The 23,807-nt window shown below is 68.2% G+C and carries 24 protein-coding genes; 16 read left to right on the top strand and 8 right to left on the bottom strand.

The features are described from left to right. Window positions 1–150 precede the first annotated feature (150 nt). Together DID96_RS17485 and polA are read right to left on the bottom strand one after the other, a co-directional pair. Window positions 151–1,494, bottom strand: coding sequence for an NAD(P)/FAD-dependent oxidoreductase (locus tag DID96_RS17485; protein WP_124600536.1), 1,344 nt, complete (start codon window positions 1,492–1,494; stop codon window positions 151–153). A 280-nt stretch (window positions 1,495–1,774) separates the two neighbouring features. Then, complete coding sequence (gene polA, locus DID96_RS17480) at window positions 1,775–4,528, bottom strand: DNA polymerase I (RefSeq protein WP_124600535.1); 2,754 nt, start codon at window positions 4,526–4,528, stop codon at window positions 1,775–1,777. Window position 4,529: 1 nt separating this feature from the next. Between polA and DID96_RS17475 the strand changes: the two genes are divergently transcribed. Both DID96_RS17475 and DID96_RS17470 read left to right on the top strand, forming a co-directional pair. After that, the gene (locus DID96_RS17475) at window positions 4,530–5,282 is read left to right on the top strand and encodes a TIGR00730 family Rossman fold protein (protein ID WP_124600534.1); all 753 of its coding nucleotides are present in this window, start codon (window positions 4,530–4,532) and stop codon (window positions 5,280–5,282) included. A gap of 105 nt (window positions 5,283–5,387) precedes the next feature. Next, window positions 5,388–5,681, top strand: a complete 294-nt coding sequence (locus tag DID96_RS17470; protein WP_124600533.1) for a hypothetical protein — start codon at window positions 5,388–5,390, stop codon at window positions 5,679–5,681. Between the two features lie 90 nt (window positions 5,682–5,771). Here the strand turns inward: DID96_RS17470 and DID96_RS17465 are convergent, their stop codons facing one another. Beyond that, on the bottom strand, window positions 5,772–7,298 hold the full coding sequence (locus DID96_RS17465) for an AMP nucleosidase (protein ID WP_124600532.1): 1,527 nt from the start codon (window positions 7,296–7,298) through the stop codon (window positions 5,772–5,774). Window positions 7,299–7,428: 130 nt separating this feature from the next. Here DID96_RS17465 and DID96_RS17460 point away from each other — a divergent pair, with 130 nt between their 5' ends. From DID96_RS17460 to DID96_RS17440, 5 genes are all read left to right on the top strand, one after another. Beyond that, on the top strand, window positions 7,429–7,824 hold the full coding sequence (locus DID96_RS17460) for a hypothetical protein (protein WP_124600531.1): 396 nt from the start codon (window positions 7,429–7,431) through the stop codon (window positions 7,822–7,824). Window positions 7,825–7,936: 112 nt separating this feature from the next. Continuing rightward, the gene (locus DID96_RS17455) at window positions 7,937–8,935 is read left to right on the top strand and encodes a homoserine kinase (protein WP_124600530.1); all 999 of its coding nucleotides are present in this window, start codon (window positions 7,937–7,939) and stop codon (window positions 8,933–8,935) included. Beyond that, window positions 8,926–9,738, top strand: coding sequence for a BPSS1780 family membrane protein (locus DID96_RS17450; RefSeq protein ID WP_124600529.1), 813 nt, complete (start codon window positions 8,926–8,928; stop codon window positions 9,736–9,738). The genes DID96_RS17455 and DID96_RS17450 overlap by 10 nt, the downstream gene beginning before the upstream one ends. Window positions 9,739–9,908: 170 nt before the next feature. Continuing rightward, on the top strand, window positions 9,909–10,361 hold the full coding sequence (locus DID96_RS17445) for a MarR family winged helix-turn-helix transcriptional regulator (RefSeq protein WP_124600528.1): 453 nt from the start codon (window positions 9,909–9,911) through the stop codon (window positions 10,359–10,361). A 142-nt stretch (window positions 10,362–10,503) separates the two neighbouring features. After that, a complete protein-coding gene (locus DID96_RS17440) occupies window positions 10,504–10,923 on the top strand; it encodes an organic hydroperoxide resistance protein (RefSeq protein WP_124600527.1) in 420 nt (139 codons plus the stop codon). A 108-nt stretch (window positions 10,924–11,031) separates the two neighbouring features. On the opposite strand, the gene DID96_RS17435 is transcribed toward DID96_RS17440, so the two are convergent. Together DID96_RS17435 and DID96_RS17430 are read right to left on the bottom strand one after the other, a co-directional pair. After that, the gene (locus DID96_RS17435; protein ID WP_124600526.1) at window positions 11,032–11,208 is read right to left on the bottom strand and encodes a DUF3563 family protein; all 177 of its coding nucleotides are present in this window, start codon (window positions 11,206–11,208) and stop codon (window positions 11,032–11,034) included. Window positions 11,209–11,290: 82 nt separating this feature from the next. Next, window positions 11,291–12,424, bottom strand: a complete 1,134-nt coding sequence (locus tag DID96_RS17430; protein WP_124600525.1) for a PHB depolymerase family esterase — start codon at window positions 12,422–12,424, stop codon at window positions 11,291–11,293. Window positions 12,425–12,672: 248 nt separating this feature from the next. Here DID96_RS17430 and DID96_RS17425 point away from each other — a divergent pair, with 248 nt between their 5' ends. The 4 genes from DID96_RS17425 to DID96_RS17410 all read left to right on the top strand — a co-directional run bounded on the left by DID96_RS17425 (window position 12,673) and on the right by DID96_RS17410 (window position 15,769). Then, complete coding sequence (locus tag DID96_RS17425) at window positions 12,673–13,371, top strand: phosphatase PAP2 family protein (protein ID WP_124600524.1); 699 nt, start codon at window positions 12,673–12,675, stop codon at window positions 13,369–13,371. A gap of 209 nt (window positions 13,372–13,580) precedes the next feature. Next, window positions 13,581–14,381 (top strand): molybdate ABC transporter substrate-binding protein, encoded by an 801-nt coding sequence (gene modA, locus DID96_RS17420; protein ID WP_124600523.1) that lies wholly within the window; start codon window positions 13,581–13,583, stop codon window positions 14,379–14,381. A 10-nt stretch (window positions 14,382–14,391) separates the two neighbouring features. Beyond that, on the top strand, window positions 14,392–15,066 hold the full coding sequence (gene modB, locus DID96_RS17415; RefSeq protein ID WP_124600522.1) for a molybdate ABC transporter permease subunit: 675 nt from the start codon (window positions 14,392–14,394) through the stop codon (window positions 15,064–15,066). 1 nt (window position 15,067) lies between these two features. Further along, window positions 15,068–15,769 (top strand): ATP-binding cassette domain-containing protein, encoded by a 702-nt coding sequence (locus tag DID96_RS17410; protein WP_124600521.1) that lies wholly within the window; start codon window positions 15,068–15,070, stop codon window positions 15,767–15,769. Window positions 15,770–15,814: 45 nt separating this feature from the next. Here DID96_RS17410 and DID96_RS17405 read toward each other — a convergent pair whose 3' ends face one another. From DID96_RS17405 to DID96_RS17395, 3 genes are all read right to left on the bottom strand, one after another. Then, window positions 15,815–16,687 carry a TOBE domain-containing protein gene (locus DID96_RS17405; protein ID WP_124600520.1) on the bottom strand — a complete coding sequence of 291 codons (873 nt, stop codon included), beginning with the start codon at window positions 16,685–16,687 and terminating at the stop codon, window positions 15,815–15,817. Window positions 16,688–16,733: 46 nt separating this feature from the next. Then, window positions 16,734–18,437, bottom strand: coding sequence for a CHAD domain-containing protein (locus DID96_RS17400; protein ID WP_124600519.1), 1,704 nt, complete (start codon window positions 18,435–18,437; stop codon window positions 16,734–16,736). 127 nt (window positions 18,438–18,564) lie between these two features. Next, the gene (locus tag DID96_RS17395) at window positions 18,565–18,948 is read right to left on the bottom strand and encodes a tautomerase family protein (RefSeq protein WP_124600518.1); all 384 of its coding nucleotides are present in this window, start codon (window positions 18,946–18,948) and stop codon (window positions 18,565–18,567) included. A 109-nt stretch (window positions 18,949–19,057) separates the two neighbouring features. Between DID96_RS17395 and DID96_RS17390 the strand changes: the two genes are divergently transcribed. The 5 genes from DID96_RS17390 (at window position 19,058) to DID96_RS17370 (ending at window position 23,789) form a co-directional block, all read left to right on the top strand. After that, window positions 19,058–19,915, top strand: coding sequence for a LysR substrate-binding domain-containing protein (locus DID96_RS17390; protein WP_124600517.1), 858 nt, complete (start codon window positions 19,058–19,060; stop codon window positions 19,913–19,915). 39 nt (window positions 19,916–19,954) lie between these two features. Beyond that, window positions 19,955–20,878 (top strand): DMT family transporter, encoded by a 924-nt coding sequence (locus DID96_RS17385; protein ID WP_124600516.1) that lies wholly within the window; start codon window positions 19,955–19,957, stop codon window positions 20,876–20,878. 76 nt (window positions 20,879–20,954) lie between these two features. Then, on the top strand, window positions 20,955–21,734 hold the full coding sequence (locus DID96_RS17380) for a sensor histidine kinase KdpD (protein WP_185732282.1): 780 nt from the start codon (window positions 20,955–20,957) through the stop codon (window positions 21,732–21,734). Between the two features lie 77 nt (window positions 21,735–21,811). Then, complete coding sequence (locus DID96_RS17375; protein ID WP_124600514.1) at window positions 21,812–23,152, top strand: hemolysin family protein; 1,341 nt, start codon at window positions 21,812–21,814, stop codon at window positions 23,150–23,152. A 52-nt stretch (window positions 23,153–23,204) separates the two neighbouring features. Then, window positions 23,205–23,789 carry a thiamine phosphate synthase gene (locus DID96_RS17370; protein ID WP_124600513.1) on the top strand — a complete coding sequence of 195 codons (585 nt, stop codon included), beginning with the start codon at window positions 23,205–23,207 and terminating at the stop codon, window positions 23,787–23,789. Window positions 23,790–23,807: the final 18 nt, after the last annotated feature.

The raw sequence follows: 23,807 nt of genomic DNA, 5'->3' as shown, positions 1-23,807 counted from the left end.
AGATGCCCAATAATCCGTTGTCGCGTCAACTGTCGGAAGTGTAAGACTCGATTACGGCCGGGCACTTCATGCAGCGCGACTGCTGCATCCGAGGCCCTCGCAATCCGCGCTGCACGCGCCGCGCCGCTCGCCGACGCGTGCTCCGCGCCGTCAGTGCAGCTTGACGCGCGGCAGCGTCGTGCGTCGCAGCCAGTGCGCGACGGTATCGAGCATCATGCGCGGATAGCCGTGCAGCGCCGCGATGTGCAGCCGGTACAGCGACATGTACATGAAGCGCGCGAACAGCCCTTCGATCAGCATGCTGCCGCCGATCAGCCCGCCCATCAGGTTGCCGACCGCGCTGAAATGGCCGAGCGACACGAGCGAGCCCAGGTCGCGATACGTAAACTCGGGCAACGGGTGCCCGTCGAGCCGGCATCCGAGCGCCTTCAGCAGGAAGTTCGCCTGCTGGTGCGCGGCCTGCGCACGCGGCGGCACGTTGCGCTCGTTGCCAGGCCATGCGCATGCCGCGCAATCGCCGAGCGCGAACACGTTGTCGTCGGTAAAGGTCTGCAGCGTGCGGCGCACGTCGAGCTGGCCGAGCTTGTTGACCTGGAGACCATCGAGATTCGCGAGCACGGGCGGCGCCTTGATGCCGGCGGCCCAGACCGTCAGGTCGGCTCGCACCGTCTTGCCGCTCGCGGTGTGAACGGCCCCGGGCGCGACCTCGGTCACGCGTTCGCCGAGCATCAGCCGCACGCCGAGTTTTTCGAGCAGTTCGGACGTCGCCGACGACACGCGCTCCTGCAGCGCAGGGAGAATCCGCGGCCCCGATTCGATCAGCACGATGCCGACGTCATGCCGCGGGTCGAGCTTGTGCAGCCCGTACGCGGACAGCACCTGCGCGGTGTTGCGCAGCTCGGCTGATAGCTCGACGCCGGTAGCGCCGCCGCCGACGATCGCGACCTGGATGCGCGGCTCGGCCGCCTCACCCGGTGCGCCCGACGCGGCCGGCGCCGGACTCTGGTGCTCGGCGCGCATGCACGCGGCAATCAGCCGCTTGCGGAAGCGTTCGGCCTCGCCCACCGTGTCGAGCGCGATCGCGTTTTCCGCCGCGCCCTGCACGCCGAAGAAGTGCGTCGTGCTGCCGATCGCGATCACGAGCGTGTCGTACTCCAGCTCGCGCGCCGGCAGCAGTTCCTCGCCGTCGCTGTCGTTGACGGGCGCGAGCGTGATGCGCTTCGCGGCGCGATCGAGCCCGGTCAGCCCGCCCTGCTGGAACTCGAAGCCATGCCAGCGCGCCTGCGCCGCGTATTCGAGCTCCTGCGTGAACGGGTCCATGCTGCCGGCCGCCACTTCATGCAGCAGCGGCTTCCAGATGTGCGTCGGATTGCGGTCGACGAGCGTGACGAGCGCGCGCGCGGGATGCTTGCCGCGCGCGCCGTAACGGTCGCCGAGCCGCGTCGCCAGTTCCAGGCCGCCCGCGCCTCCGCCTACGATGATGATCCGATGCATCCGATTCCCCCTTTGCGATTCGAAACTGCTGCCGCCGGACGACGCGCACGCGATGCGCGCGCCACGTCTCGTGGATTAACCGGTTCGGACATCATCGATGTGCAGTTCGAAACACTTCGATGCGTCCGCTCCCGGCATGCGGGGCGCGCCGCCCCGCGTCAATGACAAGACCACATGCATTGTCCGGGAGCTTGCGCGTTGACGACAAGCAAACCATCTCGATAAGTGACATCGCTGCAACAATATGTCGCAGGTCACGGGGAACGTGTATCGGTGTCGGTCAGTGCGCCTCTTCCCAATTTGCGCCGGCGCCCACTTCGGCGACGAGCGGCACCTTGAGCTTCGCGACGCCACACATCATCTCCGGCAGCTTTTCGCGGACCAGCGACAGCTCGCCGTCGGGCACTTCCAGCACCAGTTCGTCGTGCACCTGCATGATCATCCGCGACGCGAGCCCGTCGCGCGCCAGCCAGTCGTCGACGGCGATCATCGACAGCTTGATCAGGTCCGCCGCGGTGCCCTGCATCGGCGCATTGATTGCCGCGCGCTCGGCCGCCTGGCGACGCGGGCCGTTGCCGCCGTTGATTTCCGGCAGCCACAGACGGCGGCCGAAAACGGTTTCGACGTAGCCCTTCTCCTTCGCGACTTCGCGCGTGTCCACCATGTATTGCGCGACGCCCGGGTAGCGCGCGAAATACCGGTCGATGTACAGCTTCGCGGCATCGCGCGTGATGCCGAGGTTCGATGCGAGGCCGAACGCGCTCATCCCGTAGATCAGCCCGAAGTTGATCACCTTTGCGATCCGGCGCTGGTCCGCATTGACCTCGAGCGGCGTCACGCCGAACACTTCGGCCGCGGTCGCGCGGTGAATGTCCTCGCCTTGCGAGAACGCGCGCAGCAGCGACGCGTCGCCCGAGATGTGCGCCATGATCCGCAGTTCGATCTGCGAATAGTCGGCCGACACGATCCGGTGGCCCGGCGGCGCGACGAACGCCTCGCGGATCCGCCGGCCTTCGGCCGTGCGCACCGGAATGTTCTGAAGATTGGGGTCGTTCGACGCGAGGCGACCCGTGACCGCAACCGCCTGCGCGTAGTTCGTGTGCACGCGCCCCGTTTCCGGATTGACCATCCGCGGCAGCTTGTCGGTGTAGGTCGACTTCAGCTTCGACAGCCCGCGGTGCTCGAGCAGCAGCTTCGGCAGCGGGTAGTCCTCGGCCAGCTTCTGCAACACCTCTTCGTCGGTCGACGGCGCACCGCTCGGCGTCTTCTTCACGACCGGCAGCTGCAGCTTCTCGAAGAAGATCTGGCCGATCTGCTTCGGAGAACCGAGGTTGAACTCGCCGCCTGCCAGCTCGTAAGCCTGCGCTTCGAGCTCGATCAGACGCGTGGCAATTTCGGTGCTCTGCGCCTGCAGGCGCGCGTCGTCGATCAGCACGCCCGTGCGCTCCATCTTGCGCAGCACGAGCGACACCGGCATCTCGATCTCGCGATACACGCGTTCGAGGCCCGGTTCACGCGCGACTTGCGGATACAGCGCGTGATGGAGCTGCAGCGTGATGTCCGCGTCTTCGGCCGCGTACTCGGCGGCCTGCGCAAGTGCCACTTCGTCGAAGCCGATCTGCTTCGCGCCCTTGCCCGCGACGTCCTCATACTTGATCGTCTTGACGCCCAGATGACGCAGCGCGAGGCTGTCCATGTCGTGCGTGCGGTGCGACTCGAGCACGTACGATTCGAGCAGCGTGTCGTGCTCGATGCCGTTCAGTTCGATCCCGTAGTTCGCGAGCACCTGCGCGTCGTACTTCAGGTGCTGGCCGACCTTCTTGTGCGCGGCCGATTCGAGCCACGGCTTCAGCCGCGCGAGCACGTCGTCGATCGGCAACTGCTCCGGCATGTCGGGGCCGCGGTGTGCGACCGGCAGGTACGCGGCCTTGCCCGGCTCGACCGAGAACGACAGGCCGACGAGACGCGCGGCCATCGGATCGAGCGACGTCGTCTCGGTGTCGAACGCGGTCAGCGCGGCCGCGTCGATCTTCGCGAACCATGCGTCGAACTGCGCCCAGGTCTGGATCGTGTCGTATTCGCGCGCGATGCCCGCTGCGATCACCGGCGCCGGCTCGCCGTCCACCACGTCGACAGCGTTGGCTTCCGCGGGCGCGCTGTCGATTTCGCGCAGCCAGGTCTTGAAACCGTAACGCGCGAAGATGTCGCGCAGCAGGTCGCGCGCCTCGCCGCCGGTCGCCAGCGTCGCTTCGATCGACTCGAGGTGCGGCGCGAGATCGCAGGCCGTCTCGACGGTCACGAGCTTGCGGCCGAGCGGCAGGAAGTCGAGCGCGCGGCGCAGGTTGTCGCCGACGACGCCCTTGATCTCGCCCGCATGCTCGATCACGCCATCGAGGCTGTCGTACTGCGTCAGCCACTTCACGGCCGTCTTCGGCCCGCACTTCTCGACGCCCGGCACGTTGTCGACGGTGTCGCCGATCAGCGCCAGGTAGTCGATGATCCGCTCGGGCGGCACGCCGAACTTCGCGACCACGCCGTCGCGGTCGAGCGTCTCGTTGGTCATCGTGTTGACGAGCGAGACAGCGTCGCTGACGAGCTGCGCGAGGTCCTTGTCGCCCGTCGACACGACCACCTTCATCCCGTGCCGCTCGGCTTCGCGCGCGAGCGTGCCGATCACGTCGTCGGCCTCGACACCCTCGACCATCAGCAGCGGCCAGCCGAGCGCGCGCACGGCGCCGTGGATCGGCTCGACCTGCAACGCGAGATCGGGCGGCATCGACGGACGGTTTGCCTTATAGTCGGCATAGAGGTCGTCGCGGAACGTCTTGCCCTTTGCATCGAACACGCAAGCGCTATACTCTGCACTGACTTCCTTGCGCATACGGCGCAGCATGTTGATGATTCCGTAGAGCGCTCCGGTCGGCTCCCCGCCAGGGCCACGCAAATCAGGCATCGCATGGTAAGCCCGATACAGATAGCTCGAACCGTCAACCAATAGCAGGGTCTTACCTTCCAGATTTCGTTCTTCAGGCATTATGAACAAGAGAAAAGTGATTCCGAGTCTGCGTTCGCTCGCAGATCAAGAACGCGCGACGGCCAAGAAGGCGCGCGCATCGTGGCAGATGTTCACGATTATGGCAGAGTTTATCGAGGCGACCGAGTACCTGTCGGAGATCCGCCCGGCCGTCAGCATCTACGGTTCCGCCCGTCTCAAACCCGATACGCCGCACTACAAGCTCGCGGTGCAGATCGCGCGCAAGCTGTCCGACGCCGGCTTCGCGGTGATCTCCGGCGGCGGCCCCGGCATCATGGAAGCGGCGAACAAGGGCGCGCACGCCGGCAAGGCGCCGTCGGTCGGCCTCAACATCGAGCTGCCGCACGAGCAGGCCGGCAACCACTACCAGGACATCTCGCTGCGCTTCCGCCACTTCTTCACGCGCAAGGTCACGTTCGTGAAGAACTCCGATGCCGTGATCGTGATGCCGGGCGGCTTCGGCACGCTCGACGAGTTGTCCGAAGTGCTCACGCTGATCCAGACGAAGAAGTCGCGCCTCGTGCCGATCATCCTCGTCGGCAGCACGTTCTGGCAGGGCCTGCTGCAATGGTTCCGCGACCAGCTGATCCCGAACGGGCTCATCAATGCGGAAGACATGGACCTGATGCAGGTGATCGACGATCCGGACCAGGTGCTCGACGCCGTGCTCGCGTTCTACGAGGACCGCGGCGAGGAGGAAGGCGAGGAAGAGCATCCGCCGCGTCCGGAAGAAGACCGGATGTTCTACCTGTAACCGTCACGCTCGCGGCCCGGATACCCGTCACGGGTTCCGGGCCCGCATTGCCCCGCTGCGGGCAGCGCGTCGCGCACGGCCCTTCACATCACTCGGGGAAACTACATGAAACGCTCGCTGACGGCCCTTGCCTTTGCCAGCCTTGGCCTCTCGCTGTCCGGCCTCGCCCATGCCGTGAACGTCGACGTGAACATCGGCACGCCCGCACCGGTCATCGTCGCGCCGGCGCCTGCCCCGGTCGTGATCGCGCCCGCTCCCGTCGTCGTCGTCGGCTGGCACGGCGACCGCTACTGGGACGGCCGCCGCTACTGGGAGCGCCGCGAATGGGAAGACTATCAGCGTCATCGCGGGCACGGCTACCACTGCCCGCCGGGACACGCGAAGAAGGGCGAATGCTGAACGGCGCAATGCGCTGACCATCCGGCAACATCAAGGCCGCCCGCCGGCAGCCGCGCCGACGCCACGGCTTTGACCGGCCACGCGCGAACCTTACTGGAACGCCACTTCCGCAAAGCTCCGCAGTTTGCGACTGTGCAGCTTGTCGAGCCCGTTGGTCCGCAGGATCTCCATTGCCTTCACGCCGATCTGCAGATGCTGGTCGACCTGCGCGCGATAGAACTGGTCGGCCATCCCCGGCAGCTTCAATTCGCCATGGAGCGGCTTGTCCGACACGCACAGCAGCGTGCCGTACGGCACACGGAATCGGAAGCCGTTCGCGGCGATCGTCGCGCTTTCCATGTCGAGCGCGATCGCACGGCTTTGCGACAGCCGCTGCACGGGCTCGCGGTGATCGCGCAGTTCCCAGTTGCGGTTGTCGACGCTCGCGACCGTGCCGGTCCGCATCACGCGCTTCAGCTCCGCGCCGTCGAGCCGCGTGACGTCCGCCACCGCGCGCTCGAGCGCGAGCTGCACTTCGGCGAGCGCCGGGATCGGCACCCACAGCGGCAGGTCGGCGTCGAGCACGTGATCCTCGCGCACATAGCCGTGCGCGAGCACGTAGTCGCCGAGGCGCTGCGTGTTGCGCAGGCCCGCGCAGTGGCCGAGCATCACCCACGCATGCGGGCGAAGCACCGCGATGTGGTCGGTGATCGTCTTCGCGTTCGACGGACCGACGCCGATGTTGACCATCGTGATCCCGCTGCCGTCCGCGCGTTTCAGGTGGTAGGCGGGCATCTGCGGCAGGCGCGGCGGCGCCGAGCCTTCCGACGGCTCGCTGCCGAGGTTCTCGTTGTACGTGACGACGTCGCCCGGCTCGACGAACGCGCTGTACTCGCTGCGGTACGCGCGCACGTCGGGATCGTCGCTCTCCGTCATCATCGTGCGGCCGAGCTTCACGAACTCGTCGATGTAGAACTGGTAGTTCGTGTAGAGCACGTAGTTCTGGAAATGCGTTGGCAACGTCGCGGTGTAGTGGCGCAGCCGGTGCAGCGAGAAGTCGACCCGCGCGGCCGTGAACAGCGCGAGCGGATGCGGTTCGCCCGCCGCCGGCTCGAACGTGCCGTTGACGATGCGGTCGTCGAGATACGACAGGTCCGGCGTATCGAACACGTCGCGCATCGCGAGCAGGCTGTCGCGATCGAGCTCGCCTTCGAGATGGATGCCTTCCGGAAACGCGAAATGAACCGGGATCGGCTGCGACGATACGCCGACCTCGATCTTCACCTGGTGGTTCTTCGCAAGCAGGCGCAATTGCTCGCGATAGTAGTTCGAGAACAGGTCGGGGCGGGTCACCGTCGTCTCGAACACGCCGGGGCCGGCGACGAATCCGTACGAGCGGCGCGAATCGACGTGCGTGTTGACATCCGTGCGGACCCGCACGAACGGATAGCACGCGCGCACGTGCTCGGTGATCGGTTCGTGGCGCCGATAGCGTGCGAACGCATCGCGCAGGAAGCCGGCATTGGCCTCGTAGATGGCGGACAGCCGCGCGACGGCGGCGATCGGGTCGTCGAATCCTTCGACCGGCGGATTTTCCGGGGTCAGCATCCGGTGTCTGCGGCTCAAATCGTTCTTCATTTTCATCACCTCGTCTGATCAGCCGACATTACCACGGAACCTTGTCAGACTGCCGGTCACGCGCCGCAAGCAAGCGGCCGGACGACGCGCAGTATTTGCTAAAATTGAGCGGTTAATTGGGAGAGTCACAATGAAGCCGCTCATTCTCGTCGCCGCTGCCGCCGCATTCGCCGTCGCCAGCGCCGCCCACGCCGCCGGCGGCACGCCGGGCGCCGACGCGCAAGCGCAGGCCGACGCCAACGAAGCCGCCGGCCTGCCGGATCTCCGGAAGATCAACCGCCCCGGCGCCGAAGTCACGTCCAAGGTCGATTTTGGCGACATCCGCCGCACGCCGAGCTTTCATACGAAGAGCAAGAACGGCACCGAGGTCACCGAATACCGCGATCGCGGCAAGCCGGTCGAGATCGACGTGAAGTCGAACTTCGGCACCCGCTACCAGATGAGTGCGTCGCCGGACACGTCGCCGAAGCCGCACGACGCGAGCATTCCGATCACGCGCCTGCCGTCGATCAACCTGCACTATTGACGCGCCGCCCGCGCCGCGCCGGCCCCGGCAGCGGCGCACGGGCTCTCCCCGCTTCCCATTTCGCGACGCACGCGGCACGCGTGCCCGCCCAACCTGACTCGACGCATCTCGCATGGCCGTATTCACCGCTGTTTCCGACTCCGATCTCGCGCACTGGATGCGCCACTACGCGCTGGGCGATGTCGTCGCATTCCGCGGCATTCCGTCCGGCATCGAGAACAGCAACTTCTTCCTGACGACGACGCGCGGCGAATACGTCCTCACGATCTTCGAAAAGCTGACGGCCGAACAGCTGCCGTTCTATCTCGACCTGATGCGCCACCTGGCCGGCCACGGCGTGCCGGTGCCGGACCCGATCCCGCGCGACGACGGCGCGCTGTTCGGCGAGTTGCATGGCAAGCCGGCCGCGATCGTCACGAAGCTCGACGGCGCGACCGAGCTCGCGCCCGGCATCGAGCACTGCATCGAGGTCGGGCAGATGCTCGCGCGCATGCACCTCGCCGGCCGCGACTACCCGCGCAACCAGCCGAACCTGCGCAGCCTGCCGTGGTGGCAGGAGAACGTGCCGGCCATCGCGCCGTTCGTGACGGCCGAACAGCTCGCGCTGCTCGAAGGCGAGCTCGCCCATCAGGCGCGCTTCTTCGGCTCCGCCGACTACGCGGCGCTGCCCGGCGGCCCCTGCCACTGCGACCTGTTCCGCGACAACGCACTGTTCGCGCACGCGGCGCCCGGCACCGGCCACAACGTGCGGCTCGGCGGCTTCTTCGATTTCTATTTCGCCGGCTGCGACAAGTGGCTGTTCGACGTTGCGGTGACCGTCAACGACTGGTGCGTCGACCTCGCAACGGGCGTGCTCGACTCGGCGCGCGCCGATGCGCTGCTGCGCGCATACCAGACCGTCCGCCCGTTCACGGCAGAGGAGCGGCGCCACTGGAGCGACATGCTGCGCGCCGGCGCGTACCGCTTCTGGGTATCGCGCCTGTACGACTTCCACCTGCCCCGCGCGGCCGAGATGCTCAAGCCGCACGACCCCGGCCATTTTGAACGCATCCTGCGCGAGCGTATCGCGCATACGCCTGTGCTTCCCGAGACCCAACCCGCATGCAACTGATCGAAGTGCCCGCGAAGACGGGCTATGTCTGGTTCCGACAGGGTATCTGGCTGTTCCGCCGGAACCCGCTCGCATTCATCACGTTGTTCTTCACTTACCTGCTGGCGATCACGCTGGTGTCGATGGTGCCGGTGATCGGCGCGGCGCTGCCGCTGCTGTTCATCCCGGGCATCGCGGTCGGCTTCATGGCCGCGTGCCGCGACACGGTCGCCGGCAAGCCGGTGATGCCGACGATACTCGTCGACGGCTTCCGCTCGTACGGCCACGTCACGACCCAGCGGCTGCTCGTGCTCGGCGTGATCTACGTCGTGTCGATGGTGTTCGTGTTCGGCGCGTCGTCGGTGATGGATGGCGGCGCGCTGTTCAACGCGATGATGGGCGCGACGGGCGATACGAGCGCGACGCCCGAATCGCTCGCGGCGCAAGGCACGCTCGGCGCGCTGCTGCTCGCGACGCTGCTGTACGTGCCGGTCGCGATGCTGTTCTGGTTCGCGCCGGTGCTCACCGCATGGCACGACATCCCGCCCGCGAAGGCGCTGTTCTTCAGCATCGTCAGCTGCTGGCGCAACCGCGGCGCGTTTACCGTGTACGGCCTGCTCTGGTTCGGGGTCGCGCTCGGCACCTCGCTCGTGCTGTCGCTGCTGCTGCAGGCACTCGGCGCGGGCGCCTATGCGCTGACGATCATGATGCCGGTGACGATCATCATCGTCACGATGCTGTACTGCTCGTTCTACGCGACCTATCGCGGCTGCTTCGGCGTGCAGGAACCCGGCGCGCCGACGAAGCCGTCGACGGGCCGCTGACCGGTGCCGGCCGGCGCGCGCCGCCGGCCTCCGCCGACCTCGCCGCGGCACCCCCGCCCTTCACCGTCACACGCACCGGCCGTTGCCGGGCGCTACTGTTCAAGCGAATCATTTGCGCGCAGAATAATTTGCACGCAAATAGTTTGCGCCAAGTCCGCGCATTTCGAATCATGGATCGCCCGCCCGCCTATCCGCAGACGCTCGACGAGCAATTGTGCTTCGCGCTCTACTCGACTTCGCACGCGATGACGAAAGCGTACAAGCCGCTGCTCGACAAGCTGTCGCTCACCTATCCCCAATATCTCGCGATGCTCGTGCTGTGGGAACGCGACGACATCGCGGTCAAGGACATCGCCGCGCGCCTCGATCTCGACCCCGCGACGGTCACGCCGCTGCTGAAGCGACTGGAAGCGCTCGGCTATGTCGAGCGCGTTCGCAGCGCGGCCGACGAGCGCGTGGTGAACGTACGACTGACATCTGACGGGCGCACGCTGAAGGAAAGGGCGCGCTCGGTGCCCGCCGACCTGTTCTGCGCGATGCGGCAAACGCCGGAGTTCCTGATCCGGCTGCGCGCGGACCTGAAGCAGCTCCGCGACGCGCTGTCGGCCACCGACGAGCGTTGACCGCCCGGCTGCCCGGCCCGCCCGGGCAGTTTTTTAAAAATTTGATTTGCACACTAATGATTTGTGTTCTATATTTTGTCCGTGGCCGGCCACATGCTGCTTGACCGGACCGCTCTTCCCACCTTCCGACAGGAGCTGCACCATGAACATTCTGTACAAGACGAGCGCAACGAGCACGGGCGGCCGCGACGGCCGCGCAGTATCCGCAGACAACAAGCTGGAAGTGAAGCTCGCGGCGCCGCGCGAACTGGGCGGCACCGGCGCGGAAGGCACGAATCCCGAGCAGCTGTTTGCTGCAGGTTACTCGGCGTGCTTCCTGAGCGCGATGAAATTCGTCGCCGGCCAGAGCAAGCAGGCGATCCCGGCCGACACGCAGGTCACGGCCGAAGTGGGCATCGGTCCGAACGACGCGGGCGGCTTCGGGCTCGACGTCGAACTGCGCGTGTCGCTGCCGGGCCTCGACAAGGCCGACGCGCAAGCCCTCGTCGAGAAGGCGCACCAGGTGTGCCCGTACTCGAACGCGACCCGCAACAACGTGCCGGTGCGCCTGACGGTCGTCTGACGCGACGCGCGCCGCGAATGCAAAAAGGGCGCGTGCGGCTTGATGCCGCACGCGCCCTTTTTGCGCGACTTGCCGGATCGGCGGGCCGACCCGCCCGCCCGGTACCGCTTAACGCGCGCCGAACGAATACGGGCGGTTCATCGCCGCTTCGCGATCGATCTTGCGCATGCGGAATTCGAGATCGTAGATGTCGGCTGCTTCGGCAAGGTAAGCATCGGCACGCTCTTTCGCGGCCTGCTCGGCGTTCTTGGTCAGCATCAGGAAGAGGTGGCTCAGCAGGTACATGATCGATCTCGCAAGTCCAAGGGTTTTCGACTAGGTGTTTTCCCGTATTATAGGGAAAACCCTTAAGACTTGCCAGCGTCGATCAGACCGTGCGTCGTTCCGCCGCCACAGCGCGACGATGCGCCTCAAAAAAGGACCAGATCATCCTGCTCGCATCAGGGCCGAGCGCCGAGTGGAACGGTACGGCCTCGTCGCCGCCCGCCCACGCGTGGTCGAGCCCCTTGACGTGACACAGCCGGACGACCGATTCGCCGTCACGCTGGTAATCGCAGATCTGCGCACCGGCTTCGCGCGCTTCGACGCGCTGGCCGCCGCGCAGCGCACCGCGGCTGTCCGCCATCCCGTTCAGGCGCAGGAACTGGACGGCAAGCTGATCCGCGTTCTTCGGCGAGACCACGTGATCGCCGTCGCCATGGACGATCAGCGCGGGCATGCCCGGAAACGCGTCGTCGCCGATCAGCGCGTCGACTGCTGCGGCCGGATCCTGCCGTACGCCGCGCCGCATCACGTCCATCGCGGTGATGCCCGAATGCGCTTCGCCGAGCGCGGGCCCGGAGTGCAACGCGACCGCCGCGAAGCGGTCCGGGAAATGCAGCGCGAGCAGCGATGCAAGACCCGCGCCGGCCGACAATCCCGCGACATAAACGCGCGACGCGTCGAAACCGTGCGCATCGACCAGCGCATCGACCAGCGACGCGACCGTGTGCGCCTCGCCGCGGCCGGCGCGCTCGGTATCTTCGTACCAGTGCCAGCAGCCATGCGCATGCGCGCGCATCGACTGTTCCGGATACAGCACCGCGAATCCGTGACGGTCGGCGAGCAGGTTCATCCGGGTGCCCTGCACGAATTCGTCGACGGTCTGCGTGCAGCCGTGCAGCATCACGACGAGCGGCATCCCCGCGCGCCGGCGGCCCGACGGCACGTACAGGCCGTAGGAAAGAAGCTGGACGAGGCGGCCGATCGCGGGCGCCATCGGATGTTCGCCGCGCGTCCACTCGCCGGCCGCCCACGCGGCCGCGCGCGGCCGCACCCGCGACTCGCGCACGGGCGAAGGGGACAGATCGACGGAGACGGGCGACGAGGCAGAGACGGGTGACGCAGCGGCGTCGATCACGTCGCGCGCGATGCGCTCGACGTCGCGCGCCGCGCGTTTGGCCGATGGGGACAGCATGCGTTTCACACCGCCCAGCCATAATTTCGTCAGACTTTTGGTCATCGATAGGGCTCGCAGTCAGGAATTGGGGACGCCACAAGTGACGCATCGTTCGGCGTTGTGCGATGCACAATAACATTGTTTCTGGGATTTATCCTGCGCGCCGATAGTTCCCGCCGGTGCAAAAAGCGGGCCGCGTGCATGCACGCGGCTATACTGGTGTTTCGCCGCTTGTATCCGTTGTAGTCGCTCTTCCCGGCTCGTGCGTTGATTAAGCATTCCGTCCCGCCCCTGCTTGCTCTCCTCTCCCGATGTTCGACCTGCCGTCTCACCTGTGGATCTCGATCACCGTGTTCGGTGGCGCCGGCCTGACCCTGCCGCTTGCCGTCACCATCGCCGTCTGGCTCGCGCTCGGTTATTCATGGCAACGCGCCGCAGCATGGCTCGCCGTGCTGACCGCCGCGATCGGCGTCGTCGCGCTCACGAAGATTGCCTTCCTCGGCTGGGGCATCGGCATCCGCGCGTGGGATTTCACCGGGTTCAGCGGCCACGCGATGCTGTCGACGTCGGTCTACCCGGTCGCGATGTTCCTGATGCTGATCCGCACGCGCGTGCCGGTGCGCCTGCTCGGAATCGCACTCGGGCTCGCGGCGGGCGTCGCGGTCGGTGTATCGCGCGTCGCGCTCGCGGCCCATTCGCCGTCCGAATCGATCACCGGCTGTATCGTCGGCGCGCTCGCCGCGCTGGTGTTCATTTACGGCTCGTGGCATGCCAAACCGCATCGCTGGTCGGTGTCGGCCGTCGTCGTGAGCCTCGCGCTCGTCACCGTCGCGCTGCACGGGATCACCGTGCCGTCGCACCGCTGGGTGACCAAGGTCGCGCTGCAATTGTCCGGCCACGAACGGCCGTTCGTGCGCGCGCGCTGGAAGGCCAACCCGAACTACCATCCGGCGTCGCAGCCGTCGTCGCTGCAGCGCACTGAAGCGCAGGTCCATCTGCTGCACGCGTAAATGCCGCTCGCCCGCGCCGTGGCGCGGGCGGCGCCCAAGTCGTCCCGCTTCGTCCCGATTTTTGCCGCTTCTTCCCGCGCTTACCGCTTCTTCCCGCTTCTTCCCGCTCCGTCCACCACTCATGCCCACCGTCGCATGAGTAGTATGCGAAGCGTTATAACCCGCCCTATATTACGATTACGGTTTCCTTCATTCGAACGAAAACCACCATGCGCTCATCCGTCCGTCCGCTCCGCCGCACCCTGCTCCGCCTGCTGCCGCTCGCCACGCTCGCGGCCGGGATCGCGTTCACCGCGCCCGCTCGGGCCGCCGACGAGCTGGTCGTGTCGGCCGCCGCCAGCCTGACGAACGCATTCAAGGCCGTCGGCGACGCGTACGAGAAACAGCACCCCGGCACCAAGGTGCTGCTCAACTTCGGCGCGTCGGACGTGCTGATGCAGCAGATCGCGAAGGGGGCGCCGGCCGACGTGTTCGCGTCGGCCGACCAGAAGGCGATGGACCGCGCGGCCGACGAGAAGGTGATCGTGCCCGGCACGCGGCGCGACTTCGCCGCGAACTCGCTGGTGCTGATCGTGCCGGCCGACAGCCATGCGGCCGCGCCCGCGTCGCTGCACGACCTGACCGCGCCGGGCGTGAAGCGGATCGCGTACGGCGATCCGGCCTCGGTGCCGGTCGGCCGCTACACCGAAGGCGCGCTGCGGGCGGCGGGCGTCTGGGACGCGGTCAGCGCAAAGGGCGTGCTGGCGGCCAACGTGCGCCAGAGCCTCGATTACGTCGCGCGCGGCGAAGTCGACGCCGGCTTCGTGTTCGGCACCGATGCGGCCATCATGCCCGGGCGCGTGAAAGTCGCGCTGACCGTGCCGACGCAAACCGCGATCACCTATCCGATCGCGGTGGTCAAGGACAGCCAGCATGCCGCGCAGGCGCAGTCGTTCGTCGACTTCGTCACGTCGCCGCAGGGCCAGTCGGTGCTCGCGAAGTTCGGCTTCAGGCCGGCCGCCGCCAAGTGAGTCGCCTGACATGCATGACGCCTGGGTTCCGCTGCTGCTGTCGCTGAAGGTTGCCGGCTGGGCGACCGCGCTCGACATCGTGCTCGGCGTCGCCGCCGGGTTCGCGCTCGCGCGCTGGCGCTCGCCCGTGCGCGACGTGATCGATTCGCTGCTGACGCTGCCGCTCGTGCTGCCGCCGACCGTGCTCGGCTATTACCTGCTCGTGCTGCTCGGGCGGCGCGGGGTGTTCGGCGAGTGGCTCGACCGGTACGGGATCCAGCTCGTGTTCACGTGGCAAGGCGCGGTGATCGCGTCGATGGTCGTTGCCTTCCCGCTGATCCTGAAATCCGCGCGGGCCGCGTTCGAAGGCGTCGATCCGCAGCTCGAGCGCGCCGCGCGCACGCTCGGCCTCGGCGAGGCCGCCGTGTTCTTCCGCGTGACGATGCCGCTCGCCGCACGCGGCATCCTGGCCGGCGCGCTGCTCGCGTTCGCACGCGCGCTCGGCGAATTCGGCGCGACGCTGATGATCGCGGGCAACCTGCCGGGCCGCACGCAGACGCTGTCGGTCGCCGTCTACGCAGCCGTGCAGGCCGGGGAAGACGGCACGGCCAACTTTCTCGTGCTGGTGACGTCGGTGACCTGCGTGATCGTGCTGCTCGTGGCCGGGCGCCTCGTGCCGTCGCGCGCGCTGACGGGGGCACGCTGAGATGAGCCTCGCCGTCGACATCCGCAAGACGTACGCAACCGCCGAACGCCATTTCGCGCTCGACGTGACGTTCACCGCGACGACGCAGCGCGTCGTGCTGTTCGGTCCGTCGGGGGCCGGCAAGAGCCTGACGCTGCAGGCGATCGCGGGGCTGCTCGCGCCCGACGCCGGCACGATTTCGCTGAACGGCGAGCCGCTGTTCGACGCTGCGCGCCGCATCGACGTCCCAACCCGCGAGCGCCGCGTCGCGTACCTGTTCCAGGACTACGCGCTGTTCCCGCACCTGAACGTGCGCCAGAACCTCGCGTTCGGGCTGACGCCCGGCTGGCGCAATCCGCGTGCGAAGGCCTTGCCGCCGGAAGTCGCGTACTGGCTGCACGTATTCGAACTGGAAGCGCTCGCCGGCCACTATCCGGCGCAGTTGTCCGGCGGGCAGAAGCAGCGCGTGGCGCTCGCCCGTGCGCTCATCGCTCAGCCGCGCATCCTGTTGCTCGACGAACCGTTCGCGGCGCTCGACGGCGCGATGCGCCAGCGCATGCGCCACGAGCTCGCCGAACTGCAGGCGCGGCTCGATATCCCGATGGTGCTGATCACGCACGACCCGGATGACGTCGCCGTGTTCGGCGACCAGGTCGTCCACGTGAACGAAGGACGCGTGCAGCCGGGCGCGCCGCACGCCGTGTGGCCGAGCCGCGTCGCGTAGCGGCGCGCGGCCCCGCCGGCGTCACCTCGTCACCTCGTCACCCAGTCACCCAGTCACCGCGAGGATCACGCTCGACGCCTTGAACAGCGCGATCGCGCGCTGACCCGCGGCGAGCCCCAGCGCATCGGCGCTGTCGTTCGTGACGATCGCGGCCAGCGTTCCGCCGCCGTCGAGCGCGAGCGTCACTTCGCTGTTCACCGCGCCGCCCTTTACCGCTTCGACGGTGCCGTGCAGCTGGTTGCGTGCCGACAGCTTCAGCGCTGGCCCGCCGTCGTCGACCGCCAGCACGACCCACGACGCCTTCACGAGCGCGCACGCGTCGCCGCCGACCTGCAGGCTGAGCGCGTCGGCGCTTTCGTGCGTCAGCACGGCGACGATCGCCTGGCCGCCCGGCAGCGTCAGCACGACCTCGTCGTTGACTGCGCCGCGCCGGATCGACGCGACCTTCCCGAACAGCTGGTTGCGCGCACTGGTTTTCATGCCGATTCTCCCGATCAGCGCCCAGTCGACATCGAAGCCGGCCACGGCCGCGCTCGCCGCGTCGATGAAACGGCGATGCTCGCGCTCGATCGTGCGGAATGCGGCAATCAGCGACGTCGCGCGCGGTGTCAGCGCCGTGCCGCCGCCGCCCTTGCCGCCAGTCGAGCGCAGCACCAGCGGTTCGCCGGCAAGGTTGTTCATCGTGTCGATCGCCTCCCACGCGGCCTTGTAGCTGATGCCGACCGTCTTTGCGGCGCGCGTGATCGAGCCGGTCTCGCCAATCGCCGCCAGCAGCGCGATGCGCGCCGCGCCGCCGAGCGTCTGCGTACCCGCGCGCAGCCATAGCTCGCCACCCAGCTCGAGCGGCTGGAGCGGCTCGGACGAGACGGATGGGTCGGTCGAGACCGACGATGCGGATGGGTCAGGATCGGCGCTCATCGTTCGGCGGGCAGGAAGCGGGATGCCATGATCGTCAACGCACCGCTCAGCCGGCAAGCTTCGGCGGCCGCAGGCTGGCGAGCAGCGCCTCGGCGTCGCGCACCGCGCGCTGCTCGAGCGCCGCGCCGTAGCCACGCACGAAGCCGAGCTGGTACGGCGGCGCCGCCAGTTGCTCGAGACGATGCAGCGCGACCACCGTGTCGTTCGCTTCGCCGAGCACGCCCTGCACGCGCGATAGCGTCTTGACCGTCTCGGTGCGCGTGCGGCGCGACGCCAGCGACGCGAAAAACTCGAGCGCGTAGCGCAGCCGCTTCGCATCGATCCGGACCTGATGGCGCGCGGCCGTGTCGAGCGATTCGAGCGACGGTGAGCCGTACAGATGACCGAACAGGCGGCGCACGCGCTTCGCGACGTGCCGCTTCAGCGACGGCGCATCATCGTCGCCGACGGGCGGCAGCGCCAGCGCGCTCACCCATTCGAGCCAGCCGAGCGTGAGCCGCGCGTACCGCGCCGAATGCAACTGCTGCCGCAGCTCGACACGCGCCGCCACGCATTGTGCGCGCGACGCGTCGAGCGTGCCCGCCCACTCTGGGTTGCCGCCGTCGGCGGCAATCAGTGCGGGCAGGCTCTCCGTCGAGAACACGTCCCAGTCGCGCACGGTGCCGAGCATCGACCCGAGCCAGCGCAGGTCGGTCGCGAGACTGTCCTTCCAGCCGCCGTTCGCGTAGCGCGGAAAAAAACGCATCAGCGTGCGCAAGCGGCGCAGCGCGACACGCATCTGGTGGACGAATTCTGGATCCTCGCAATCAAGCACGCCATTTTCGTTGCCGAGCCATTGGGCGGCGATGTCGCCGGACAGCGCGAACAGCGCCGCGCGCTGTGTGCGGATGCCGCTCAGGTCGACGAGCCGCGCCTTCACCGGGGTGTCTGCAGCCAGCGCGCCCGCGCAGGCGCGATCGATCACGCTCGTCAGCTGCACGAACGCGGGCCACGCACCACTCAGTTCGCGCGCGGCGGCGAACAGCGCGTGCAGCGCTGCCGTGCGCGCATCGAGCGTCTCCCAGTCCGGCGCCGCGAGGCGCAGTTCGCAATAACGGCGCGGCGGGCCGTCGCCGTCGTGGATCGACACGTCGTCGAGCGTCATCTCGACCACCACGCCGCTGTCGTCGGCCCAGCGCCCGCGCCGCCGCTCGCTGACGAGCCGCAGAGGCACGGCGCCAGCCGGCGCTGCGGGTTCGGCCTGGGGGGCGGACGCCTCGGCGGCGGCGGTTTCCAGCGCGATCGCGGCGTCCTGCGCTGCGGACGCTCCGGACGCATCGGTCACCGCGGACGCCTCCGCCGCCCCGGACCCGCCGGATGCCTTCGCTTGCGCCGACGGATCGGCCCGCACCGCCGGCTCCGGTTCACGCGCGGCGACGACGATGCCCGCGTGTTCCGCATCGAAGACCTCGCGAAGCGTGACGCCGGGCGCGAACGCCCGCGTGCGCGACGCGACGACGCGCCGCCCGTTCGCGGTGGATTCGACCCACGTCCACCAGCTCGCGCCGGGACTCGGCTCGGCTTCGACGATCTCGCACGGTTCGATCGTCACACGCTCCTGGCCGCGACGCATCCGGACCTGCGGGCAGATGCGCCACGCGCGGCCGAGTTCGGCGCCGAAGTCGCGTTGCGCGCCCCGCGCCCGGCCCGTCGCCGCGGCCGGCCAACCTTCCAACGACATGCACAGCACTAGTTCCAGCACACGCGACATGGAGGCTCCTGCGTATGAAGAATCGCCGGCGTCTCCCCGTCGCCGGCATCGCTTGTAATACAAGTGCCATAGTACACGGCACAAAAGCCTCCTGGCGACGCGCGTGCCGTCGTCGCGTTGCGGCCCGTCAGACGACGTACTGCGCGATGCCGTTGCCGAACGACCAGTCCTCCTTCAGCACCTCGACGAGACTGATGAACACGTCCTGCCGGCGCACGCCGGGCCGCTCGGCCAGGTTGTCGGCGATGGTCCGGTACAGCGCCTGCTTCTGTTCGAGCGTGCGCGTGTTGTTCACGGTCATCTGGATGATCACGAGATCGTCGCTGCGTTCGATGTCGAGATAGTGGCGGCCGAACACGAAGTTCTCTTTTGCGTGCTCGGTCACGATCATGAAGATGTCGTCCTCGGGCACGTTGAACATGCGCATCAGCGCGCGATGCACGCCGTCGACGAGCGCCGCGCGGTATTCGGCCGGCTTGCCTTCGCGTACTGCGATACGGGTGAGTGGCATGGTGGTTCTCCTGACGGTGACGTTGAAGGATCGAAACGCAAGGTCAGGTTAAGCGCGCCCATCTATAATGAACAGTCATCAATGCATATTTCATTCATTTATCTTTGAAATGAAAGTCCTTGACCTCGACGCGGTGCGCGCATTCGTGCTGGTTGCCGATCTCGCGAGCTTCACGCGCGCCGCCGACGCGCTCGGCACCACGCAATCGGCCGTCAGCCTGAAGCTGAAGCGGCTCGAAGCCCATCTCGGCAAGCCGCTGCTCGCGCGCACGCCGCGCGTCGTGAAACTCGCGCCCGACGGCGAAACTTTCCTGCCCGCCGCCCGCGCGCTGCTCGATGCGCACGATCAGGCGCTCGGCGCGATCGCAGCCGGCACGCGGCGCCTGTCGCTCGGCGTCAGCGAGCACGTCGCGGTGCCCGACCTGCCTGCGGTGCTCACGAGCCTGCACCGGCAGGACCCGGGCCTGTCGCTCGAAATGCATCTCGGCTCGTCCGCGAACCTGCTCGCGCGCTTCGACGAGCGCCGGTTCGATGCGGTCATCGTGCGCCACGAACCTGGCGAGGATCCGCCGCGCGACGACGGCACGCTGCTGTTCACCGAACCGCTCGCGTGGCTCGCCGCGCCGGACTGGACGCCGCGCGCGGGCGAGCCGCTGCCGCTCGCGGTGCTGGCCGGCCCGTGCGGCGTGCGGGCCGCCGCGTTGCGCGCGCTCGACCAGGCGGGGCTGCCGTGGTGCGAACGCTTCACGGGCGGCGGCGTCGCGGCGGTCGCAGCCGCCGCCGCCGCAGGGCTCGCCGTGTGTCCACTGGCCCGCCGCGTCGCGCCGCGCACGATCGTCGACGTCGGCGCGAAGTTCCGCCTGCCGCCGCTGCCACGCTCGCGGGTGGTGCTGTATTCACGGGTGCGCGACCCGCGCTCGGCGGCGTCGCTGCGAAGGTTTGCCGACAGCCTTGCAATGTCGGCGTAAACTAACGGGTTTCGTCAGCCCTCCACCTTACAAACATTCATGAAGCCCGCCGCCCGCCAGCACCTCCGCGCCAACCTGCTGATGCTCGCCGCCGCCGCCATCTGGGGAACGGCGTTCGTCGCGCAACGGCTGAGCCTCGACGTGATCGGGCCGTTCCTGTTCACCGGGCTGCGGTTCCTGCTCGGCGCGCTCGTGCTGATCCCGCTGCTGCGCCTGAACGCGGCGTCGCGCGCGCACCTCGCGGCGATCCGCCAGGCGCCCGCGCTGCTGCTGCCCGGCCTCGCGCTCGGCACACTGCTCGCGGTGTCGATCTCGCTGCAGCAGATCGGCCTGCAGTACACACGGATCGCGAATGCCGGCTTCATCAGCTCGCTTTACGTCGTGATCGTCCCGCTGATGGGCGTGTTCGCGCGGCACCGGATCGGCGCCGGCACGTGGTTCGGCGCGCTGCTCGCGGCGATCGGGCTGTATTTCCTGAGCATCGACGAGCATTTCTCGGTTCTCTACGGCGACTGGTTCCAGCTCGCCGGCGCAGTCATCATCGCCGCGCACGTGATGGCGGTCGGCCACCTCGCGCGACGTCACGATCCGCTCGTGCTCGCGTTCCTGCAGTTCGTGGTCTGCGGCGCACTGTGCCTTGCGGTCGGTCTCGCAATCGAGCCCGTCACCACCACGATGCTGCGCGGCGCGCTGCCGACGCTGCTGTACGGCGGCCTGCTGTCGGTCGGCGTCGGCTATACGCTGCAGGTCGTCGCGCAGCGCGACGCGGCGCCTGCGCACGCGGCGGTGATCTTCAGCATGGAAGGCGTGTTTGCGGCGATCGCCGGCTGGGCCGCGCTTGGCGAGACGCTGTCGCTGCGCGCGCTGTTCGGCTGCGTGCTGATGCTCGCTGGCCTGCTCGCCTGCCAGCTGCTGCCGAACGGCGATGCGCGGAAGAAGGACGAGGACGCGCTGCCGGCGTGACGCACACGATCCCTATAATGGCGGTTTGCGTTGCAACTGCAGTTGCAACACCAACCGCTTACGACAGGCCTGCTCCGTGACGCCCACTCCCGTCGATCCCGCCGCCGACCTGCTGCGCGAACGCGCAGCCCACTATGCCGCGCAGGCGGCACTGTTCCTCCGCGACCAGGCGCTGTCGACCGCGTCGCACGACCTGCGCAGCCCGCTCAACGCGATGCACAGCTGGGCGTACGTGCTCGAGCGCCAGCTCGCCAATGCCGATCCGAACCTGCAGCGCGCGCTCGCGGGCATCCGCGCCGGCATCGATCAGCAGGTCAGGCTGATCGATGACGCACTCGATGCGCCGCGCGCCGACACGCGCACGCTCGCCGTCGCCCCGCAGCGGTTCGCGCTGCGCACGCTGCTCGACGACACGCTCGCGCTCGCCCGCTTCGCGCTCGCCGATGCGCGGCAGGTGACGCTCGACGCGACGCTGCCCGAACCCGACACATCGCTGGCCGCCGACCGCGAACGCGTCGCGCAGGCGCTCTGGGCGATGCTGATCGCAGCCGTCGAGGCGAGCGCCGCCGGCAGCCGCGTGTCGTTCTCCTGCGCACGCGACGGCACGCAGCTCGTCGCGCGCGTTGTTTGCGACGTGCACGCCGCGTCGCTCGCCGACCCGACCCTCCCCCACGTGCTCGAGCCGTTCGCGCGCCGCGAGATGCTGCGCGAACGCGATGCGAAACGCGTCGCGTGGATGCTCGCGCTACCCCAGCGCGTCGCACTCGCGCACGGCGGCACGCTCGCACACGACCGGTTCGCCGACGGCGCGGCGGCCACGATCACGCTCACGCTCGCTTGCGAGGCGCCGGTGTAAGCAATCCGGCACCCGCGACACATTACGGTTTCCTTTCGGCCCTATACTGACGGGCCTGTCATTACCGGAGCGATTCCTTGGTTCAGATCTTCGCGCTGATCGGCGCGTTGTTCCTGGTGGCCCTCAACGGCTTCTTCGTCGCGGCCGAATTCGGCCTCGTCAAATTGCGCGCGACGCGCGTCAAGACCCTCGCGCGCAGGCGCGGCTTGCGCGGCCGCATCCTCGGCATCGTGCATTCACGCCTCGATGCCTACCTGTCCGCGTGCCAGCTCGGCATCACGCTCGCGTCGCTCGGCCTCGGCTGGATCGGCGAACCTGCGTTCGCCCAACTGATCGGCCCGCTGCTCGACCTGATCGGCGTGCAGTCGGAGCGGCTCGTGCACCTGATCTCGCTGGTGTTCGCGTTCTCGCTGATTTCGTTCCTGCACATCGTCGTCGGCGAACTCGCGCCGAAATCGATGGCGATCCGCCAGGCCGAGAAGGTCGGCCTGTGGGTCGCGCTGCCGCTGTACGCGTTCTACTGGGCGATGTACCCGGCGATCTGGGTGCTCAACAACAGCGCGAACGCGGTGCTGAAGCTCGCGGGCCTGTCGGCCGACCACGGCGGCGACGCGCACTACTCGACCGACGAGCTGAAGCTGATCCTGCGCAACCGCCGCAGCGCCGGCAACACCGCGCAGCCGGCCCGCGGCACGTACAGCAACGACGAGTGGAACACGCTCGCGCACTCGCTCGACTTCTCGTCGATGACGGTTTCGGACCTGATGCGGCCGGCCCACGAGATGGTCGGCCTGCGCCGCGACCTGCCGCTGCCGGACAACATGGAGATCGTCGCGCGGCACCGCTTCAGCCGCTATCCGCTGTTCGACGACGCATCGCGCGAACAGGTGGGCGGGCTGATCCACCTCAAAGACCTGCTGCTCGCGCGCCATGCGGGCGCGGCGCTCGACGACCTGTCCGACTACGTGCGCCCGGTGCAGTACGTGAAGCCGGACACACCCGCGCTCGACCTGTTCCGCCGCTTCCGCAAGGGTGCGCCGCATTTCGCGCTGGTCGGCAAGAAAGGTGAGAAGCCGATCGGCTTCCTGACGCTCGACAACCTGCTCGGCGCGCTGGTCGGGCAGATCCACGACGAGTTCCGCCAGGGCGACTCGGACTGGACGCGTCTCGACGACGGTACGCTGATGGGCAAGGGCAGCCTGCCTGTCGTGTCGCTCGAACAGGCGCTCGGCATCGACATCGACGAAGGGCGCGCCGAATCCGTCGGCGGCCTCGTGATCCATTCGCTGAACGACCTGCCGTCCGAAGGGCAGCGCGTGTCGTTCGATCGCTTCGACGTCGTCGTGAAGAAGATGAACGGGCCGCGCATCGTGCTGGTACGCGTGTATCCGAAGGTCGTGAAGGAAGCGGACGAATGAGCGCGCGCGCCGTCGTCACCGCTATCACCGCCGTACATCGCCGCGCCACGCGATGAACGCGCCGCTCCCGTCCTGCTGCGTGATCACGCCCGAGCCCGCGTCCGCGTCGGACGCGGACTGCCGGGCGTTCGTCGACCGGCTGTCGGCCGTCCTTGCGCGCGGCGAGACGCTCGTGCAGCTGCGCGTGAAATCGTTCGACGAAGCGTCGTTCGCGCGGCTCGCGGCCGACGCGCTCGCACGCTGTCATGCGGCTGGCGCGCAGTTGATCGTCAACGGGCGGATCGACGCGGATGCGGTGCTGGCGCTCGACGGCGCCGGCTGGCACCTCGACGGCGCGGCGCTGCGTGCGGCCGCGCGCCGGCCGCTGCCGGCCGCGCGGCTCGTGTCCACCGCGTGCCACACGCTCGACGACCTGCAGCACGCCGAGCGCATCGGCGTGGATTTCGTCACGCTGTCGCCGGTGCTGCCGACGCTCAGCCACCCGGGCGCGCCGACGCTCGGCTGGGCCCGCTTCGAGGCCTGGGCCTCGCAGGTCGCGGTACCCGTCTATGCGCTCGGCGGCATGACCCGCGCGCACCTCGACGACGCGCGCCGCCACGGCGCGCACGGCATCGCGGGCATCCGCGGCTTCTGGTAACGCCGCCGCACGCGGCCA

The sequence above is a fragment of the Burkholderia sp. Bp8963 genome (assembly GCF_003854275.1).
Classification (GTDB): Bacteria; Pseudomonadota; Gammaproteobacteria; order Burkholderiales; family Burkholderiaceae; genus Burkholderia.
This window is presented reverse-complemented; position numbering and strand designations above follow the sequence as displayed.